General features: G+C 70.0%; 17 protein-coding genes. 3 read left to right on the forward strand and 14 right to left on the reverse strand.

Translation table 11 applies throughout. The features are described 5' to 3' along the window. Position 1 precedes the first annotated feature (1 nt). The 12 genes from secD to pgsA form a co-directional block, all read right to left on the reverse strand. Entirely contained in the window at positions 2-1,756 is a 1,755-nt protein-coding gene (gene secD / locus OHT76_RS07990) for a protein translocase subunit SecD (protein ID WP_328870045.1), read from the reverse strand. 131 nt (positions 1,757-1,887) lie between these two features. After that, a complete protein-coding gene (yajC, locus tag OHT76_RS07995) occupies positions 1,888-2,379 on the reverse strand; it encodes a preprotein translocase subunit YajC (RefSeq protein WP_328870046.1) in 492 nt (163 codons plus the stop codon). Between the two features lie 185 nt (positions 2,380-2,564). After that, positions 2,565-3,635, reverse strand: coding sequence for a Holliday junction branch migration DNA helicase RuvB (gene ruvB, locus OHT76_RS08000; protein ID WP_328870047.1), 1,071 nt, complete (start codon positions 3,633-3,635; stop codon positions 2,565-2,567). Positions 3,636-3,656: 21 nt separating this feature from the next. Continuing rightward, positions 3,657-4,262, reverse strand: a complete 606-nt coding sequence (gene ruvA, locus OHT76_RS08005) for a Holliday junction branch migration protein RuvA (protein ID WP_328870048.1) — start codon at positions 4,260-4,262, stop codon at positions 3,657-3,659. Further along, positions 4,259-4,804 (reverse strand): crossover junction endodeoxyribonuclease RuvC, encoded by a 546-nt coding sequence (gene ruvC / locus OHT76_RS08010; protein WP_328870049.1) that lies wholly within the window; start codon positions 4,802-4,804, stop codon positions 4,259-4,261. The genes ruvA and ruvC overlap by 4 nt, the downstream gene beginning before the upstream one ends. A gap of 110 nt (positions 4,805-4,914) precedes the next feature. Then, positions 4,915-5,667, reverse strand: a complete 753-nt coding sequence (locus OHT76_RS08015) for a YebC/PmpR family DNA-binding transcriptional regulator (protein ID WP_328870050.1) — start codon at positions 5,665-5,667, stop codon at positions 4,915-4,917. Positions 5,668-5,715: 48 nt separating this feature from the next. Beyond that, positions 5,716-6,321, reverse strand: a complete 606-nt coding sequence (gene pdxT, locus OHT76_RS08020; protein WP_328870051.1) for a pyridoxal 5'-phosphate synthase glutaminase subunit PdxT — start codon at positions 6,319-6,321, stop codon at positions 5,716-5,718. Next, the gene (gene pdxS, locus OHT76_RS08025) at positions 6,321-7,226 is read right to left on the reverse strand and encodes a pyridoxal 5'-phosphate synthase lyase subunit PdxS (RefSeq protein ID WP_328870052.1); all 906 of its coding nucleotides are present in this window, start codon (positions 7,224-7,226) and stop codon (positions 6,321-6,323) included. Before pdxS ends, pdxT begins: the two co-directional genes overlap by 1 nt. A 117-nt stretch (positions 7,227-7,343) precedes the next feature. Next, positions 7,344-7,886 (reverse strand): hypothetical protein, encoded by a 543-nt coding sequence (locus tag OHT76_RS08030; RefSeq protein ID WP_328870053.1) that lies wholly within the window; start codon positions 7,884-7,886, stop codon positions 7,344-7,346. Between the two features lie 92 nt (positions 7,887-7,978). Beyond that, positions 7,979-9,145 (reverse strand): glycosyltransferase family 4 protein, encoded by a 1,167-nt coding sequence (locus tag OHT76_RS08035; RefSeq protein WP_328870054.1) that lies wholly within the window; start codon positions 9,143-9,145, stop codon positions 7,979-7,981. Beyond that, positions 9,142-10,074, reverse strand: coding sequence for a phosphatidylinositol mannoside acyltransferase (locus tag OHT76_RS08040; protein WP_328870055.1), 933 nt, complete (start codon positions 10,072-10,074; stop codon positions 9,142-9,144). The genes OHT76_RS08035 and OHT76_RS08040 overlap by 4 nt, the downstream gene beginning before the upstream one ends. Beyond that, a complete protein-coding gene (pgsA, locus tag OHT76_RS08045; protein ID WP_328870056.1) occupies positions 10,071-10,805 on the reverse strand; it encodes a phosphatidylinositol phosphate synthase in 735 nt (244 codons plus the stop codon). The genes OHT76_RS08040 and pgsA overlap by 4 nt, the downstream gene beginning before the upstream one ends. Positions 10,806-11,011: 206 nt before the next feature. Here pgsA and OHT76_RS08050 point away from each other — a divergent pair, with 206 nt between their 5' ends. Both OHT76_RS08050 and OHT76_RS08055 read left to right on the forward strand, forming a co-directional pair. Beyond that, positions 11,012-13,210 carry an elongation factor G-like protein EF-G2 gene (locus tag OHT76_RS08050; RefSeq protein ID WP_328870057.1) on the forward strand — a complete coding sequence of 733 codons (2,199 nt, stop codon included), beginning with the start codon at positions 11,012-11,014 and terminating at the stop codon, positions 13,208-13,210. 210 nt (positions 13,211-13,420) lie between these two features. Continuing rightward, positions 13,421-15,076 (forward strand): hypothetical protein, encoded by a 1,656-nt coding sequence (locus OHT76_RS08055; protein WP_328870058.1) that lies wholly within the window; start codon positions 13,421-13,423, stop codon positions 15,074-15,076. A gap of 16 nt (positions 15,077-15,092) precedes the next feature. On the opposite strand, the gene OHT76_RS08060 is transcribed toward OHT76_RS08055, so the two are convergent. After that, entirely contained in the window at positions 15,093-15,653 is a 561-nt protein-coding gene (locus OHT76_RS08060) for an HIT family protein (RefSeq protein WP_328870059.1), read from the reverse strand. A gap of 67 nt (positions 15,654-15,720) precedes the next feature. Between OHT76_RS08060 and OHT76_RS08065 the strand changes: the two genes are divergently transcribed. Beyond that, a complete protein-coding gene (locus OHT76_RS08065) occupies positions 15,721-16,377 on the forward strand; it encodes a potassium channel family protein (RefSeq protein WP_328870060.1) in 657 nt (218 codons plus the stop codon). A gap of 27 nt (positions 16,378-16,404) precedes the next feature. Here the strand turns inward: OHT76_RS08065 and thrS are convergent, their stop codons facing one another. Then, a complete protein-coding gene (gene thrS, locus OHT76_RS08070; protein WP_328870061.1) occupies positions 16,405-18,381 on the reverse strand; it encodes a threonine--tRNA ligase in 1,977 nt (658 codons plus the stop codon). Between the last annotated feature and the right edge of the window lie 43 nt (positions 18,382-18,424).

Genomic DNA, 18,424 nt, shown 5'->3' on the forward strand with positions numbered 1-18,424 from the left:
CTCACGCCTCCTTCGGGTCGACGGGGCCGGCGGCGGGACGGCGGGTACGGCGCAGCGGTGGCTTGGCCCCCAGTCGCTTGGGGTCGAGGCCGGACCAGGGGTGGCCGCTCGCGAAGAACTTCCTGCGGGCCAGAAGGGTCAGCAGAGGCTTGGTGAACAGGAACACGACCACCACGTCGAGCACGGTGGTCAGGCCGAGCGTGAACGCGAAGCCCTGGACCTTGCCGACGGTGACGACGAACAGCACCGCGGCGGCCAGGAACGACACGAAGTCGGAGACCAGGATGGTGCGCCGGGCGCGCGGCCAGGCCCGCTCGACGGCGGGGCGCAGCGAGCGGCCCTCCCGGATCTCGTCCCGGACGCGTTCGAAGTACACGATGAACGAGTCCGCTGTGATGCCGATGGCGACGATGGCACCGCAGACGGCCGGCAGGTTCAGCGCGAAGCCGATGGCCGGGCCGAGCAGCGACATGATCACGTAGGTGAGCGCGGCGGAGACCAGCAGCGAGGCGATGGCGACGAGCGACAGGCCGCGGTAGTAGATCACCAGGTACAGGATGACCAGGGCGAGACCGATCGCGCCCGCGATCAGACCGGCCTTCAGCTGCTCGCCGCCGAGCGCGGCGGTCACGGTGGTGACGCTGTCCTCGCTGAAGGACAGCGGCAGTGCGCCGTACGACAGCATGTTGGCGAGGCTCTGGGCGGAATCCTGGTCGAAGTTGCCGGAGATCTCGGCGCTGCCGCCGGTCAGGGCCTGGCTGACGTACGGGTCGGAGACGACCTCGTTGTCCAGGACGATGGCGAACTGGTTCTGCGGGGACTGGTTCTGCGCGAGCTGGCCGGTGATCTCGGCGAACTTCTTGCTGCCCTCACCCGTGAACTTCATGGTCACGGTCCAGCCGGCGGCGGTCTGGGTTTGGAAGACCGCCTCGGCGCTTTTGACGTCGGTGCCGTCGACCGCGGCCGGGCCGAGGATGTACTTCTGCCACTGGCCCTGCGCGTTCTGACCGCAGGCGACGGTGGACTCCTCGGGCTTGGCGCCGTCGCCGGCCTTGGCGCGGGCCTTCTCGTCGGTGCAGTCGAGCGCGGCGTACTGCGCTTCGAGCTTGCTGGTGTCCGCGCTGCCGGAGGGGCTGGCGCTGGCGGACGGGGAGGCGCTGGAGCTGGGGCTCGCCGAACCGGTGGGGTCGGCCTTCAGGGCGTCGGAGGCCGCGCGGCCCTGGGTGGTGGAGGTCGCCGACGGCGTGCCGGTCGCCGAGGGGGACGAGGAGGAGGTCGCCTTGTCGGTCGCCTTGTCCGTGGCGCTGCCCGACGGGGTCGGGGACGGGCTGGTCGTCGCGGCGGCGCCGGTGACCTCGGTGGCGATGACCGGGCGGAAGTAGAGCTTGGCGGTGGTGCCGACCTGGTCCCGGGCTTCCTTGGAGTTCGTGCCCTTGGGGATGTTGACGATGATGTTCTTGTCGCCCTGGGTCTGGACCTCGGCCTCCGAGACACCAAGACCGTTGACACGCCGCTCCATGATCTCGACGGCGGTGTCCATGTTGGTCTTGTTGATCGCGGATTCCTGGCCGGGCTCGGCCTCCGCGCGGAGCGTGATGCTCGTACCGCCGGCCAGGTCGATGCCGAGACGCGGGGTGGTGTGCCCCGAGAGGAACATTCCCCCGGTGAGCGCCACGATGGCGATCAGAATGAGGACCAGCGAGCGCCCCGGCCTGCTCTGGGCGCTCGCGCTCCGGCCCTTCTTAGGTGCTGCCACCTTCTCGTACTCCCTCTCGGGCCGCCTCTCGCCGGGTCGGCGCCGGCGGCCATGACATGTAGTCGGGATCCCGTGCGAGAGCCGCGCGTGCCCGGGGCGCGCGGGTCACGCCCGCGCGCTCCGGGAAGCGGCTACTTCGCGTCGGACTCGCCGTCGGACTTCTTCGGCTCGCTGTCGGCCTTGGTCTCGGCGGCCGCGACGTCGTCGGAGGGCTCCTCGTCGGTGTCCGCGTCCTTCTTCCCGAGGTCGACGGACTTCTCGTCGGAGGCGGCGGCAGCGTCGTCGGACTCGGTGAGGGAGGAGGCGTCGTCCGGGACGACGTCGGTCTTCAGGTCGTGCTCGACGCCGTGGACGATGCGGTTGTACTCGTCGTCGGAGAGGACGGCACCGATGGAGTTCTTGGCGAAGAGCAGGTCCACACCCGGGCCGGCGTCAAGAAGGACGGTGTCCTCGTTGACCTCCTTGACCGTGGCATACATGCCCCCGATGGTGCGGACGCCGGAACCGGGCTGCATCTGGTTCCGCATGTCGGCGGCCGCCTGCTGCTTCTTCTTGGCCGACCGGGTCATCAGGAACATGGCCCCGATGAGCACGATGAACGGGAGGAGGGTCACGAGACTCACGGGTCGGAACTTCCTTCACACGACCGCGATGGTGAGCGGCCTGATGGTTGGGGGTATATGTGCCGCCGACAACGGCGGCATCGGCGGAGTCTAAGCGAGTCCGCGTGCAAGGAACAACGCTCAGCATGGCACCGAGGTTCCTGACCTTGCCAATGCCCGCGCCGAGCGGCCCCGCCGCAGGGCCCTCACGTCCCGAACAGGTCCCCTTGTCCGTTTCCGGCAGCCCCCGAGCGCGGCGGGGTGAGGCCGAGATGCGCCCATGCCGCGGGCGTGGCCACCCGGCCGCGGGGAGTGCGGGCCAGCAGACCCTCCCGCACCAGGAAGGGCTCGGCGACTTCCTCCACCGTCTCGCGCTCCTCCCCCACCGCGACCGCGAGGGTGGACAGGCCGACGGGGCCGCCGCCGAACAGCTTGAGCAGCGCTTCGAGTACGGCGCGGTCGAGACGGTCGAGGCCACGGGCGTCGACCTCGTAGACCTTCAGTGCCGCCGCCGCGATCTCGCGCGTGACGATGCCGTCGGCCTTGACCTGCGCATAGTCCCGTACTCGGCGCAGCAGACGGTTGGCGATGCGGGGCGTGCCGCGGGAGCGGCCGGCGATCTCGGCGGCGCCGGCCGGGTCGATCTCGACGTCGAGGAGATGCGCGGAGCGGTGGACGACGCGCTCCAGCTCGGTGGGCTCGTAGAACTCCATGTGCGCGGTGAAGCCGAAGCGGTCGCGCAGCGGGGGCGGCAGCAGTCCCGCGCGTGTGGTGGCGCCGACCAGGGTGAAGGGCGGCAGCTCAAGGGGGATGGCGGTGGCGCCGGGGCCCTTGCCGACGATCACGTCGACGCGGAAGTCCTCCATCGCCATGTAGAGCATCTCCTCGGCGGGCCGGGACATGCGGTGGATCTCGTCGAGGAAGAGGACCTCGCCCTCCTGGAGGGAGGAGAGGATCGCCGCGAGGTCGCCGGCGTGCTGGATGGCGGGCCCGGAGGTGATGCGGATCGGGGCGTCCATCTCGGCCGCGATGATCATCGACAGGGTGGTCTTGCCGAGGCCGGGGGCGCCGGAGAGCAGGACGTGGTCGGCGGTGGCGCCACGCGCGCGTGCGGCGCGCAGGACGAGGTCGAGCTGTTCGCGGACCTTCTCCTGGCCGATGAACTCGTCCAGGTCCTTGGGGCGCAGCGCCGCTTCGACGGCCTGGTCGTCACGGTCGGCGGACGCACCGACGAGCCGCTCTTCGGCGGGGGTGTCGGTCGTGTCGTCCCAGTTCACGGAAGTTCTCCTCGGTACGGGCTAGCGGGCGCGGTTCAGCGTCTGAAGGGCGGCCTTCAGCAGCTGCCCGACCTGAGGCGTGCCCTCGGCCGCCTCCGCCTGGGGCGCTACGGCAGACACGGCCTCGTCGGCCTCGCGGGTCGCGTATCCGAGGCCGATCAGCGCCGCGTGCAGCTGATCGCGCCAGCCCTGGGAGACCGGTGCGCCGACCGCGGGGGCGCCGATCGGGGCGCCGAGCCGGTCCTTGAGCTCCAGCAGAAGCTTCTGCGCGCCCTTCTTGCCGATGCCGGGGACGGCGGTGAGCGTCTTCTCGTCGCTGGTCGCGACGGCTCTGCGCAGAGCGTCGGGCGAGTGCACGGCGAGCATGGCCTGCGCGAGGCGCGGTCCGACGCCGCTCGCGGTCTGGAGCAGCTCGAAGGTCTGCCGCTCGTCGTCGTCCGCGAAGCCGTACAGCGTGAGCGAGTCCTCGCGGACCACCAGCGAGGTGTGCAGCTTGGCCGGCTGACCGAGGCGGAGGGTGGAAAGCGTGTTCGGCGTGCACTGTACGGCCATGCCGACACCGCCGACCTCGACGACGGCGGCGTCGGGGGCGAGTGCGGCGACTGTGCCGCTCACGAAGGCGATCATGCCGTACGGCCTTTCGATGCGGTTGTCTGTGCTGTGTGCAGGGCCACGGCCTGCTGGAGTCGGTTCTGGGCGGGGGCGCGCCAGATGTGGCAGATGGCGAGCGCGAGGGCGTCGGCGGCGTCCGCGGGCTTGGGCGGTGCGCTGAGCCGCAGCAGCCGGGTGACCATGGCGCCGACCTGTGCCTTGTCGGCGCGGCCGCTGCCGGTGACGGCCGCCTTGACCTCGCTGGGGGTGTGCAGGGCGACCGGGATGCCTCGGCGGGCGGCGCACAGCATGGCGACTGCGCTGGCCTGGGCGGTGCCCATCACGGTGCGGACGTTGTGCTGGCTGAACACCCGCTCCACGGCGACGAATTCAGGCCGATGTTCATCGAGCCACTGCTCGATGCCCTGCTCGACGGCGACGAGGCGCTGCCCCAACTCGGCGTCCGCGGGCGTCCGTACGACACCGACGCCGAGCATGGTGAGCGGCCGTCCGGCAACGCCCTCGACCACACCGACACCGCATCGCGTCAGCCCCGGGTCCACCCCCAGTACGCGCACCCCGCGCCCCTCCTTCGATCGCCTGTTTGTGCAGGCTATCGGGTGCCACTGACAAAGCGACGGGCCGACGGGTGTGTCCCGTCGGCCCGTTCGCAATCCGGAGCGTCGGCTCAGGCGTCGACCTTCTCCATGATCTCGTCGCTGACATCGAAGTTGGCGAAGACGTTCTGGACGTCGTCGCTGTCCTCGAGCGCGTCGATCAGCTTGAAGATCTTCTTGGCGCCCTCCTCGTCCAGCTCGACCTGCATGGTCGGGACGAAGTTGGCCTCCGCGGAGTCGTAGTCGATGCCGGCGTCCTGGAGGGCGGTGCGGACCGCGACCAGGTCGGTGGCCTCGCTGAGCACCTCGAAGGACTCACCGAGGTCGTTGACCTCCTCGGCACCCGCGTCCAGGACGGCGCCCAGGACGTCGTCCTCGGTCAGCTCGCCCTTGGGTACGATCACGACGCCCTTGCGGTTGAAGAGGTACGACACCGAGCCCGGGTCGGCCATGTTGCCGCCGTTGCGGGTCATCGCGACGCGGACGTCGGAGGCGGCGCGGTTGCGGTTGTCGGTGAGGCACTCGATGAGCACCGCGACACCGTTCGGGCCGTAACCCTCGTACATGATCGTCTCGTAGTCGGCACCGCCGGCCTCGAGACCGCCGCCGCGCTTGATCGCGGAGTCGATGTTCTTGTTCGGAACCGACGACTTCTTCGCCTTCTGCACGGCGTCGTACAGCGTCGGATTTCCCTCGAGGTCCACGCCGCCCATGCGCGCCGCGACCTCGATGTTCTTGATCAGCTTCGCGAAGAGCTTGCCGCGCTTGGCATCGATCACGGCCTTCTTGTGCTTCGTCGTGGCCCATTTAGAGTGGCCGGACATCTGCCTGTCTCCTTCGCGTAACCCGTCTATGAACGAACGCCAGAGATCCTACAAGGACTCGGCTGCCCGGTTGGCGCGCACCATGTCGACGAAGAGCCCGTGCACGCGGTGGTCGCCGGTCAGTTCCGGGTGGAACGACGTGGCGAGCGCGTTGCCCTGGCGGACCGCGACGATGTGGCCGTCGTGCTCGGCGAGCACCTCGGCCTCGGCGCCCACGGACTCCACCCAGGGGGCGCGGATGAAGACGCCCTCCACAGGATCGCCCGGGATGCCCTGCACGTCGAGTGAGGCCTCGAAGGACTCGTTCTGGCGGCCGAAGGCGTTGCGGCGCACGATCATGTCGATGCCGCCGATGGTCTCCTGGCCCGAACGCGGGTCGAGGATCTTGTCGGCCAGCATGATCATGCCTGCGCAGGTGCCGTAGACAGGCAGTCCGGCACGCACGCGTGCGCGCAGCGGCTCCATCACGCCGAACAGGACGGCGAGCTTGGAGATGGTGGTGGACTCGCCGCCGGGTATGACCAGGCCGTCGATGTCATCGAGCTCTTCGGGGCGCCGCACCGGCCTGGCCACGGCATCGGCCGCGGCCAGAGCGATGAGGTGCTCCCGTACGTCGCCCTGGAGTGCGAGCACTCCGACCACGGGAGCGGTCATTACCAGCCTCGGTTCGCGTAGCGCTCGGCCTCGGGAAGGGTGTCGCAGTTGATGCCGACCATGGCCTCGCCGAGGTTGCGGGACGCGTCCGCGATGATCTTCGGGTCGTCGTAGAAGGTGGTGGCCTTCACGATGGCGGCGGCGCGCTTGGCCGGGTCGCCGGACTTGAAGATGCCGGAGCCGACGAAGACGCCCTCGGCACCGAGCTGGCGCATCAGCGCGGCGTCGGCCGGGGTGGCGACGCCACCGGCGGAGAACAGTACGACCGGGAGCTTGCCGAGCTCGGAGACTTCCTTGACCAGCTCGTACGGGGCGCGCAGCTCCTTGGCTGCGGCGTACAGCTCGTTGTTGTCGTAGCCGCGCAGCTTGGCGATCTCGTTCTTGATCTGGCGCAGGTGGCGGACGGCCTCGACGACGTTGCCGGTGCCGGCCTCGCCCTTGGAGCGGATCATCGCGGCGCCCTCGGCGATACGGCGCAGGGCCTCGCCCAGGTTGGTGGCACCGCAGACGAAGGGGGTGGTGAACGCCCACTTGTCGGAGTGGTTGACCTCGTCGGCCGGGGTGAGGACCTCGGACTCGTCGATGTAGTCCACGCCGAGGGACTGCAGGACCTGGGCCTCGACGAAGTGGCCGATGCGGGACTTGGCCATCACCGGGATGGAGACCGCCTCGATGATGCCCTCGATCATGTCCGGGTCGGACATCCGGGCCACGCCGCCGTCCTTGCGGATGTCGGCCGGGACCCGCTCCAGGGCCATGACGGCGACGGCGCCCGCGTCCTCGGCGATCTTCGCCTGCTCCGGCGTGACGACGTCCATGATCACGCCGCCCTTGAGCTGCTCGGCCATGCCGCGCTTCACGCGGGCGGTGCCGGTTGCGGGAGCCTGGTTCTCGGTGATGGACACGGGTTGACCTCACATACGTGAAAAGAGGGTTTCTACCGCACCGAGGAAACGTGAATGGACCAGGCCACAGCAAGGGCCAATGGTGAGCCGGTGGATCCTTTTCGCGTACGGAGCCTGCTAGGTCGCCCGGTCCGTGAGTGCCGACGGCGGCTCGTCGTCCATCTCGAAGGCCAGCGGGAACGGCGCGTGTCCGGCCAGCCGGAACCAGCGCACCTTGCGGTGGCGACGCAGCGCCCGGGCGGCGCGCACGGCGTCGTTGTGGAAGCGCCGGGCCATCGGCACCCTGCGCACCGCCTCGGTCAGTTCACGGGCGGCGGCCTCTCCCCCGGGCGCCTGGCGCACCTCCTCGACCTGCTGGGTCACGGCGAACACGGCCCGCAGCGCCTGGCTGAGCTCGCTCTCGGCGACCTCCCGCTGGTCCTCCTCGGCCTGCCGGGCGGCGTGGGCGGCCTCGTAGAGGACGATCGAGGCGGCCGGGTCGAGCACCCCGGAGGTCGCGAGTTCCTGGGTCACCGAGGCCCGCCTGAGCAGTTGCGCGTCGAGCGCGGCACGGGTCGCGTCGATCCGGGCGTGCAGCCGGTCGAGCCGACCCGCGGTCCAGCTCAGGTACAGGCCGATCGCGACAAGGGCGACGAGGATCCAGATGAGGGTTGCGGTCACGGGCGGCAAGGTTACCGAGGTGCGGACCGGGCGCTACGAGCGCCCACGCGCGCGTGCGGGCTTGTACGGCCCCACGCGCGCGTGCGTCGTCGTCAGTCCCGCGCCAACCCCAACCGCGCCCGCAACCCCGGCGCCCGCTCTTCCGCCGCTGCCACCGCCGTCGTTCCGTCGGTCACCGTCTCGTACACCGACAGGATGTCCGCGCCGACCGTCGACCAGTCGAAGCGGCGGACATGGGTGCTGCCCCGCTCGCGCAGTTCGGCGAGGCGTGCCGGGTCCTCCAGCAGCCGTACCGCCGCCTCGGCGAGCGCGTCGGCGTCCTCGTTGGCGAAGAGCTCGCCCGCCGCTCCCTGGTCCAGTACCTGCGCGAAGGCGTCCAGGTCCGAGGCGAGCACCGCTGCCCCTGCCGACATCGCCTCGACCAGGATGATCCCGAAGCTCTCGCCGCCGGTGTTGGGGGCGACGTAGAGGTCGACACTGCGCAGGAAGCGGGCCTTGTCCTCGTCGCTGACCATGCCGAGGAACTCCACGCGCGAGCGCAGCTCCCGGGGCAGGTTCTCCACCGCCTCCTCCGCGTCGCCGCGCCCGGCGACCAGCAGCCTGGTCTGCGGCCGGGCGGCGAGGATCTTCGGCAGCGCCTTCATCAGCACCGGAAGGCCCTTGCGGGGCTCGTCGATACGGCCGATGAAGCCGATCGTGTCGCCCTGCCACTCCGGCTTGGGCTCGGCCTTGGCGAAGAAGTCGACGTCGACGCCGTTGGGGATGACGACCGCGTCGCCGCCCAGATGTTCCACCAGCGTGCGGCGCGCGTACTCGCTGACCGCGATCCGCGCGCTGATCTTCTCCAGGGCGGCCTGGAGGATCGAGTACGCGGCGATCATGGCCTTGGAGCGCGGGTTCGAGGTGTGGAAGGTGGCGACGAGCGGGCCCTGCGCGGCCCAGCAGGCCAGCAGGCCGAGGGAGGGCGAGGACGGCTCGTGGATGTGCACGACGTCGAACGCGCCGTCGTGCAGCCAGCGCCGCACCCGCGCCGCCGACAGGAACCCGAAGTTCAGCCGGGCCACCGAGCCGTTGTACGGCACCGGGACGGCGCGGCCTGCCGAGACGACGTACGGCGGCAGCGGGGTGTCGTCGTCGGCGGGGGCGAGCACGGACACTTCGTGGCCGAGGCGGATGAAGTACTCGGCGAGGTCGCGGATGTGGAACTGGACGCCGCCCGGCACGTCCCAGGAGTACGGGCAGACGATGCCGATCCTCACGACGAGCCCTTCTCGGGGTCGAGAGCTGGGTCGAGAGCTGGGTCGAGATCGGCCACCCACAAGCGCTGCAGCATGTGCCAGTCCTCCGGATGCTCGGCGATGCCCGTGGCGAAGGCGTCTGCCAGCGCCTGTGTCATGACAGACGTCTTCTCGGCCCGGGTACCTGTCTCGGGCACCTCGACCGGTGGATGCACCCGCCCCCGCATCACGGGCGAGTCGTCGTACCAGAGCGTCACCGGCAGCAGCAGCGCACCCGTCTGCTGGGCGAGCAGCGCCGGTCCGGCCGGCATACGGGCCGTCTCGCCGAAGAACTTGACCTCGACGCCGGAGGCGGACAGATCACGGTCGGCGACCAGGCAGACCAGGCCGCCGTCGCGCAGCCGCCGGGCCAGCGTGCCGAAGGCCGAGCCGCCGCTGTGCGGCAGGACCTCCATGCCGAGCCCCTCGCGGTAGGCGACGAACCGGTCGTACAGGGTCTCCGGCTTCAGCCGCTCGGCGACCGTCGTGAACGGCGTCTCCAGCTTGGTCGTCACCCAGGCACCGGCCAGATCCCAGTTGCCCAGGTGCGGCAGTGCCAGTACGACGCCCTTGCCGGACGCGAGTCCCTCGGTCAGGTAGTGCACGTCCTTGGGGTCGAACCCCGTCTTGACGCGTTCCGCGCTCCAGGCCGGGAGCCGGAAGGACTCCATCCAGTAGCGCAGATACGAGCGCATGCCCGCGCGGGAGAGCTCGGCGAGGCGCTGAGGGCTCGCGTCGGGCACCACGCGCGCGTAGTTGCTCTCCAGCCGCAGCACACCCTTGCCCCGCCGCTTCCAGGCGGCGTCCGCGATCGTCCGGCCGAGCCGTACCGCGACCGGCTCGGGAAGCTTCTTGACGGTGCCCCAGCCCAGGCCGTACAGCGCGTCCGTCAGCCGCTCCTGGGCGCTCATTTCGCCGCCTCGCTCCCCTGCGCGGCGTTCTCCCGCGCGGCCGCCTCGTCCGCCTCGGCGGCCTCCCGGCGCACCGTGACGACCCGCTGGATCAGCGTGACCAGGCTGCCCACGGCGACGATCCACAGCGCGACGGGCAGCAGGTACTGAATGCCGGGTACCCCGAAGTCGTGCAGGCCCGCGAGCCCGGCCGCGACCAGGGAGATCACCAGCCGCTCGGCCCGCTCGACCAGACCGTTCACGGCGACCGGAAGACCGATCGACTCACCCCGGGCCTTGGTGTACGACACCACCTGGCCGCTCGCCAGACAGAAGATCGAGACCGCGCACAGGACGAGGTCGTCGCCGCCACCGGCGTACCAGAGCGCGAAGCCGCCGAAGATCGCGCCGTCGGCGACGCGGTCGAGCGTGGAGTCCAGGAAGGCGCCCCAGCGGCTGGAGCGGCCCAGCTGGCGGGCCATGTTGCCGTCGACCAGGTCGGAGAACACGAAGAGCGTGATCACCACCGTGCCCCAGAAGAGCTCGCCCTGCGGGTAGAACACCAGCGCGCCCGCCATGACGCCGGCGGTGCCGATCAGCGTGACCGTGTCGGGGCTGACGCCCCGCCGGATCAAAAACGCGGCGAACGGTGTGAGGACACGCGTGAAGAATGCACGCGCGTACTTGTTCAGCATGGCCTTCCCGAGGTTCGGTGTGGCCGCGCGGCCCCTGCTGGCCACCGGCTGGCCCATCGTAGCCAGGCACGCGCGTGGGCGGTGGCCGGGCGCCCACTCACGCTACGCGCGGGAGCGGCGGGCGCGATCACGTCCGCCGTATGGACGCACCGTGACGGGAGTGGAAAGCTCGAAGAACCGCGGGCGTCACCGGAGCCGCCACCGCACGCGGATCCGCATGTCCGCGCCCACTGAAGACCTCACCGTGCACGGGAGGCAAGGCCATGGGCGACAAGGCGAACGCACACCCCGGAGCCGCCGGCAGGGCAACAGCGGCCGACCACCCCGCGTCCGTACGGAATGTGGTGCTGGTCGGCCACTCCGGATCGGGCAAGACGACATTGGTGGAAGCCCTCGCACTCACCGCGGGGGCAGTGAACCGGGCGGGCCGCGTGGAGGACGGCGGCACCGTCTCGGACTACGACGACATCGAGCACCGCCAGCAACGCTCGGTACAGCTCTCCCTGGTGCCCGTCGAATGGGACGGCATCAAGGTCAATGTTCTGGACACCCCCGGATACGCCGACTTCGTCGGGGAACTCAGGGCCGGTCTGCGAGCGGCGGACGCGGCCCTTTTCGTCGTCTCCGCCTCGGACGGCGTGGACGGCTCGACCCGCATGGTGTGGGAGGAGTGCGCGGCGGTCGGCATGCCGCGCGCCATCGTGGTCACGCACCTGGAGGCCGCGCGGGCGGACTACGAGGAGATGACGCGGATCTGCGCGGACGCCTTCGGCGCCGACGACCCCGACGCCGTACTCCCGCTCTATCTGCCGCTGCACGGCCCGCAGGCGCCGGACGGGCACGCGCCCGTGACCGGGCTGATCGGGCTGCTGTCGCAGAAGCTGTACGACTACTCCTCCGGGGAGCGCAAGGAGTCCGAGCCGGGCGAGGACCTGCTGCCGCAGATCGAGGAGGCGCGCAACCGGCTCATCGAGGGGATCATCGCCGAGAGCGAGGACGAGACCCTCATGGACCGCTATCTCGGCGGCGAGCAGATCGACGTCAAGACGCTCATCGAGGACCTGGAGCGCGCGGTCGCGCGCGGGGTCTTCTTCCCCGTCCTGGCCGCCGCCCCCGCGGCCGAGGGCGCCCGGCAGGGGCTCGGCACCATCGAGCTGCTGGAGCTCGTCACCGGCGGCTTCCCGACGCCGCTGGAGCGCGAGGCGCCGCGCGTCACCACGGTCGACGGCAAGCCGCGCGAGCTGAAGCTGTGCGATCCGGACGGGCCGCTGGTCGCGGAGGTCGTGAAGACGGCGTCCGACCCCTACGTCGGCCGGGTCTCGCTCGTGCGCGTCTTCTCCGGCACCCTGCGCCCCGACGCGACCGTCCATGTCTCCGGGCACGGGCTCGCCGACCGCGGGCACGAGGATCACGACGTCGACGAGCGGATCGGCGCGCTGTCCCGGCCGTTCGGCAAACAGCAGCGGGCCCTCACCCACTGCATCGCGGGCGACCTCGCGTGCGTGGCGAAGCTGAACCGCGCGGAGACCGGCGACACCCTCTCCGCCAAGGACGATCCGCTCCTGATGGAGCCCTGGGAGATGCCCGACCCGCTGCTGCCGCTGGCGATCCAGGCACACAGCAAGGCGGACGAGGACAAGCTCTCCCAGGGCCTGTCCCGGCTGGTCGCCGAGGACCCCACCATGCGCCTGGAACAGAACCAGGACACCCACCAGGTCGTCCTGTGGTGCCTCGGCGAAGCCCACGCCGACGTCGCCCTGGAACGGCTGCGCAGCCGCTACGGCGTCCAGGTCGACGTCGTACCGCACCGGGTCTCCCTTCGGGAGACGTTCGCGGACAAGTCGGCCGGGCGCGGGCGGCATGTGAAGCAGTCCGGCGGCCACGGGCAGTACGCCATCTGCGAGATCGAGGTGGAACCGCTGCCCGGCGGCTCGGGCATCGAGTTCGTGGACAAGGTCGTCGGCGGGGCGGTGCCGCGGCAGTTCATCCCGTCCGTCGAGAAGGGCGTACGCGCCCAGGCCGCCAAGGGAGTCGCGGCCGGTCATCCGCTCATCGACGTACGGATCACCCTGCTCGACGGCAAGGCGCACTCGGTGGACTCCTCCGACGCCGCCTTCCAGACGGCCGGCGCGCTGGCGCTGCGGGAGGCCGCGTCCGACGCGAAGATCCACCTCCTGGAGCCGGTCGCCGAGGTGACCGTGCTCGTCGGCGACGAGTACGTGGGCGCCGTGATGAGCGACCTGTCGGGGCGGCGCGGCCGGGTGCTCGGCACCGAACAGACCCCCGGCGGACGCACCCTGGTCCGCGCCGACGTGCCGGAGATCGAGATCGGCCGGTACGCCGTCGATCTGCGCTCCCTCTCGCACGGCACCGCCCGCTTCAACCGCTCCTACGCGCGGCACGAGCCGATGCCGCCGCAGATCGCCGAAAGGATCCGTGAAGAGACCCGGGATTCCGCGTAGTTGGCACCGGGCACAACCCAGGTGGGGTCGAACGGGCCCCACCCGAAAGGCCTTTGTGGAACGCTCCCCTCCGCGTCGGCGGACGGCTTCGGCCGTCCGCCGACGAACTGTCGGTGGCTGCGGATACGCTGATGACCTGATCAACAGGTGTGCCGGGCAAGGAAGTCGGGAAGGCCGCAGAACGACAGTGGGCGGCGATCGGGGGCGGGAATGACCGTTAACAGCGGTTACGGGGACATCTTCGGTCCCCAGGTGCCGCGCACGGGCGACGAGGGACAGACGGCGACGTTCGCGCTGGCCTCGGCGGCCTATCGCGACACCGGCGTCGAGAAGATCCTCGAAGCCAACAGCGAGTGGCACCAGTCGGCCGTCAAGGCGGGCAAGATCAAGCTGTTCAAGCCGAACCTCGGCGAGGCCTTCTCCCGCGCGGTCGTGGACCGCATGGTCGGTCCGGGGCGCAAGCCGCTCATCCAGTCCTTCGGCGCCGAACCCCAGGTCGTCGTCGAGCACTGCCTCGCCGCCAACAACATCCGCAAGGAGCGCGACAACCGCCTGACCGTCGTCATGGTCCTGTGCGGAGTGCTGTTCCTGCCCGGCCTGCTCATCTGGCTGCTCGTCTTCCAACTGCGCACCAGCATGGCCAAACGCGAGGACAAGCGGGCCGGCGCCCTCGCCACCGCCCTGCTCGTCGCGGTGGGCGCCCTCGCCGTGATCTTCCTGATCCGGATGCCGTTCACCGGCTTCTGGGCCTGGTACGCGCGCGCGGCGGTCGTCCTGCCCGTCATCGGCTGGTACCTGGCCAAGCAGATCTGCGAGCGCACCGCGAAGGACCTCCGCGAGCGCTGGGACAGCCTGCTGGCCGGCAGCAGCGTCGGCGCCAAGGTCCCCGAGGCCGTGCCCAGCAGCCCCGGCGAAACACCGGCCGAGCAACTGCGCCAGTCCCTGGCCAAGCTCAGCGCCGAGCAGCAGTCCAACTCCGTGTTCTACGCCGGGCCCAAGGGCATCCTCGGCATGGGCACCCGCTGGGGCAGCTGGCAGCTCGCCGAGGACCTGGTCCAGGCCGACCCGCACCGCGAGATCCACCCGTTCCGCAGCTGGGACGTCATACGCTCGATCCACGACCAGCTGAAGATGCTGGCCCGCGGCCCGCTGAACACCGGCGGCTTCCCGACCCCGTCCATACGGCACTGGATCGTCACGCCGATCGGCGAGAACGCCAAGGCGGTGGCCCGGCCCGGCGGCACCGACGTCGAGGCCTACCAGGTCAAGCAGCACGCCATACAGGACATCTGCAACAAGCAGCAGTTCGGCGCGGGCGACCGGCACTACCTGGGTGTGCAGTGGACGCTGTGGGACGGGCAGTTGGTGATCACCATGCTGATCACGGTCACCGTGCTGCACGAGACGCTGCGCATCGAGGTCACCGGGCATGCGCTCGGCCCGGTGCACTCCCTGTTCACGTCAAAGTCCGAGGCCCCCACGAAGGAAGTCCAGAAGTCCCTCAAGCCCTGGGAGACCCGGACGATCAAGCTGCCGCTGGTCAACGCCGACGAGGTCGTCCGGCTCGCGGCCCGGGCCCCGCTCGGCTGGTATCCCCCGCTGCTGAACTGGCTCGGCGGCACCCTGACCCTGCCCGAGCCCTTCGGCCTCCGGCACGCCTGGGCGGACAAGCCGTGGCGCCATCGCTTCATGGCCGACGACGCCCTGCGGGCGGCTACGCCGGTGCTGCGGGTGGTGCACGCGGCAGCGATAAGGGTGCTGGAGGAGAACGGCGTGAACACGGAGAAGTTCGGGTCGAGGTCCGCGTTCTTGAGTACGGCGGTGCAGGACCCGTCGCCTCGGAAGGCTGACGTGTACGACGCGTAGCCGTGTTACGCCCGCATCATGCCGTCGGCCACGACTCGGCCAGCATCTTCCTGGTGTCCGCCAACAACTGCGGCAGCACCTTCGTATGCCCCACCACCGGCATGAAGTTCGTGTCGCCTCCCCAGCGCGGGACGATGTGCTGGTGGAGGTGGGCCGCGATGCCGGCGCCGGCGACCGTGCCCTGGTTCATACCGATGTTGAAGCCGTGTGCCCCGGACGCGGTGCGCAGGGCCGTCATCGCCTGCTTGGTCAGGGCCGCCAGCTCGATGGTCTCGGGCTCGGTGAGATCGGTGTAGTCCGCGACATGCCGGTAGGGCACGACCATCAGATGGCCGCCGTTGTACGGGTACAGATTCAGCACCGCGTAGACCAGCTCGCCGCGCCGGACGATGAGCCCGTCCTCGTCGGACTTGGCCGGGATCGAGCAGAAGGGACAGCCGTCCTCGGCCCCCGGGCCGGTCGGCTTGTTCTCGCCCTGGATGTAGGCCATCCGATGGGGGGTCCACAGACGCTGGAACGCGTCCTGCGTCCCCACTCCCAACTGCTGCTCCGGCTCACTCGTCATGCCATGCAGCATATGGCGTCGCCCGTTCGAGCCGTGTCGCCGGGGTTCGCCGGAAAGCGGCTCGGGCGAAGCTGGGCCCGTGGACGAAGACGACCGTCAGGGCCGCTGGGAGCAGCGCACCGAGGTGCCGCTCGCGCTGGCGTCCTTCGCCTTCCTCACCGCGTACGCGGTCCGCGTCCTGGCCACTGGTCTCACCGGGTTCGGGCAGGATCTGACCCTGGCGGTGATGCTGGGCGCCTGGACGCTGTTCGCCGTGGATTACGCGGTCCGCTGGCACCTTGCCGGTCAGGGGCTGCGTTTCGTACGGACGCACTGGCTGGACACGCTGGTGGTGCTGCTGCCCTTGCTGCGTCCGCTGCGGATCGTCCGGCTGTACGAGGCGATCCAGCGCCGGCACGGACAGCCCCGGCTGTCGCTGTACGCGCGCGTGATCACCTACGCGGGGGTGTCGGCCGTGCTGCTCGGCTTCGCGGGCGCCCTGGCGGTGTACCAGCGGGAGCGTGGGGCGCCCGGCACGTCCATGCACACCTTCGGGGACGCCGTCTGGTGGACCTGCGCCACGCTCACCACCGTGGGCTACGGCGATGTCACCCCCGTCACCTTCTGGGGCCGGGTGATCGCCGTCGGCATGATGGCCGGCGGCCTGGCCCTGCTCGGCGCGGTCACCGGCTCGTTCTCGTCGTGGCTGATCCAGGTGTTCTCCCGGGAGGACGACGAGAGGCCCCCGGGAAGCTGAACTCCCCGAGGGCCTCACAGCGCCGGATCAGACCTGCGCCCGCTCCTCGACGACCTTCGCGATCTTCGCGATGGCCTCGTCGAAGGGGATGCCGTTCTCCTGCGAGCCGTCGCGGAAGCGGAAGGAGACGGCGTTGTTGGCCATGTCCTCGTCGCCCGCGATGACCATGAAGGGCACCTTCTGCTTCTGGGCGTTGCGGATCTTCTTCTGCATACGGTCGGAGGAGGAGTCCACCTCGACCCGCAGGCCCTTCTTCTTGGCGGCGGCGGCGAACTTCTCCAGGAAGTCCACGTGCGCGTCGCCGATCGGGATGCCGATCGCCTGGACGGGCGCGAGCCACGCCGGGAAGGCGCCCGCGTAGTGCTCGAGCAGCACCGCGAAGAACCGCTCGATGGAGCCGAACAGCGCGCGGTGGATCATGACCGGACGCTGCTTGGAGCCGTCGGCCGAGGTGTACTCCAGGTCGAAGCGCTCCGGCAGGTTGAAGTCGAGCTGGATCGTCGACATCTGCCAGGTGCGGCCGATGGCGTCCTTGGTCTGGACGGAGATCTTCGGGCCGTAGAAGGCGGCGCCGCCCGGGTCCGGGACCAGCGGCAGGCCCTGCTTCTCGGCGACCTGGCGCAGCGTCTCGGTCGCCTCCTCCCAGACCTCGTCGGAGCCGACGAACTTCTCCGGGTCCTTGGTGGACAGCTCCAGGTAGAAGTCGGTCAGACCGTAGTCCCGCAGCAGCCCGAGGACGAAGGTGAGCGTCTTGTCGAGCTCCTCCGACATCTGCTCGCGGGTGCAGTAGATGTGCGCGTCGTCCTGGGTGAAGCCACGCGCGCGGGTCAGGCCGTGCACGACGCCCGACTTCTCGTACCGGTACACGGTCCCGAACTCGAAGAGGCGCAGCGGCAGTTCACGGTACGAGCGCCCGCGCGCGTCGAAGATCAGGTTGTGCATCGGGCAGTTCATGGGCTTGAGGTAGTAGTCCACGCCCTCGTCGAGCTGCATGGGCGGGTACATGCCCTCGGCGTACCAGTCCAGGTGCCCGGACGTCTCGAAGAGCTTCCCCTTCGTGGCGTGCGGGGTGTAGACGAATTCGTAGCCCTCTTCCTCGTGGCGGCGCCGCGAGTAGTCCTCCATGACCCGGCGGATGATGCCGCCCTTGGGGTGGAAGACAGCGAGGCCGGAGCCGATCTGCTCCGGGATGGAGAACAGGTCGAGTTCGTTGCCCAGCTTGCGGTGGTCGCGCTTCTCGGCCTCGGCGAGGAAGTCCAGGTAGCCCTTGAGCTCGTCCTTGGACGGCCAGGCGGTGCCGTAGATGCGCTGCAGCATCGGGTTCTTCTCGCTGCCGCGCCAGTACGCGGCGGCGTTGCGCATCAGCTTGAACGCGGGGATCAGGCGGGTCGAGGGCAGGTGGGGACCGCGGCACAGGTCCTTCCAGCACAGCTCGCCGGTCTTGGCGTCCAGGTTGTCGTAGATCGTCAGCTCGCCGGCGCCGACCTCGACGTCCGCGCCGTCGTCGGAGGACGCGGAGCCCTTGAGGCCGATCAGCTCCAGCTTGTAGGGCTCGTTCGCGAGCTCCTCACGGGCGGCCTCGTCGGTGACCGCACGGCGGGCGAACTTCTGCCCCCGCTTCTGGATCTCCTGCATCTTCTTCTCGATGGCCTTGAGATCCTCGGGCGTGAACGGCTTCTCGACGTCGAAGTCGTAGTAGAAACCGTCCTTGACCGGCGGGCCGATGCCCAGCTTGGCCTCGGGGAACAGCTCCTGCACGGCCTGCGCCAGGACATGCGCGGTGGAGTGGCGCAGGATGTTCAGACCGTCCTCGGAGGAGATCTCGACGCCCTCGACCTCCTCGCCGTCGGCCAGGACGTACGACAGGTCCTTGAGCTCGCCGCCCACGCGCGCGGCGATGATCGAGCGCTCGCCTGCGAAGAGGTCGGCAGCCGTAGTGCCCGTCGTCACCACGCGCTCTTCCCGCTCGGAATCGCGTTGGATGATCACACGGACGTCTGACACCGGTCTCTCCTGACTGAAGGTGGATTGCGGCGCCATACCGGGA

The sequence above is a fragment of the Streptomyces sp. NBC_00287 genome (assembly GCF_036173105.1).
GTDB lineage: Bacteria > Actinomycetota > Actinomycetes > Streptomycetales > Streptomycetaceae > Streptomyces.

Coding starts and splice junctions, on each gene's coding strand:
- ruvA (WP_328870048.1), bottom strand. CDS start 4,262: ATGATCGCCTTCGTGAGCGGCACAGTCGCCGCACTCGCCCCCGACGCC.
- OHT76_RS08015 (WP_328870050.1), bottom strand. CDS start 5,667: ATGTCCGGCCACTCTAAATGGGCCACGACGAAGCACAAGAAGGCCGTG.
- pdxT (WP_328870051.1), bottom strand. CDS start 6,321: ATGACCGCTCCCGTGGTCGGAGTGCTCGCACTCCAGGGCGACGTACGG.
- OHT76_RS08040 (WP_328870055.1), bottom strand. CDS start 10,074: ATGAGCGCCCAGGAGCGGCTGACGGACGCGCTGTACGGCCTGGGCTGG.
- pgsA (WP_328870056.1), bottom strand. CDS start 10,805: ATGGGCCAGCCGGTGGCCAGCAGGGGCCGCGCGGCCACACCGAACCTC.
- OHT76_RS08050 (WP_328870057.1), top strand. CDS start 11,012: ATGGGCGACAAGGCGAACGCACACCCCGGAGCCGCCGGCAGGGCAACA.
- OHT76_RS08055 (WP_328870058.1), top strand. CDS start 13,421: ATGACCGTTAACAGCGGTTACGGGGACATCTTCGGTCCCCAGGTGCCG.
- OHT76_RS08060 (WP_328870059.1), bottom strand. CDS start 15,653: ATGCTGCATGGCATGACGAGTGAGCCGGAGCAGCAGTTGGGAGTGGGG.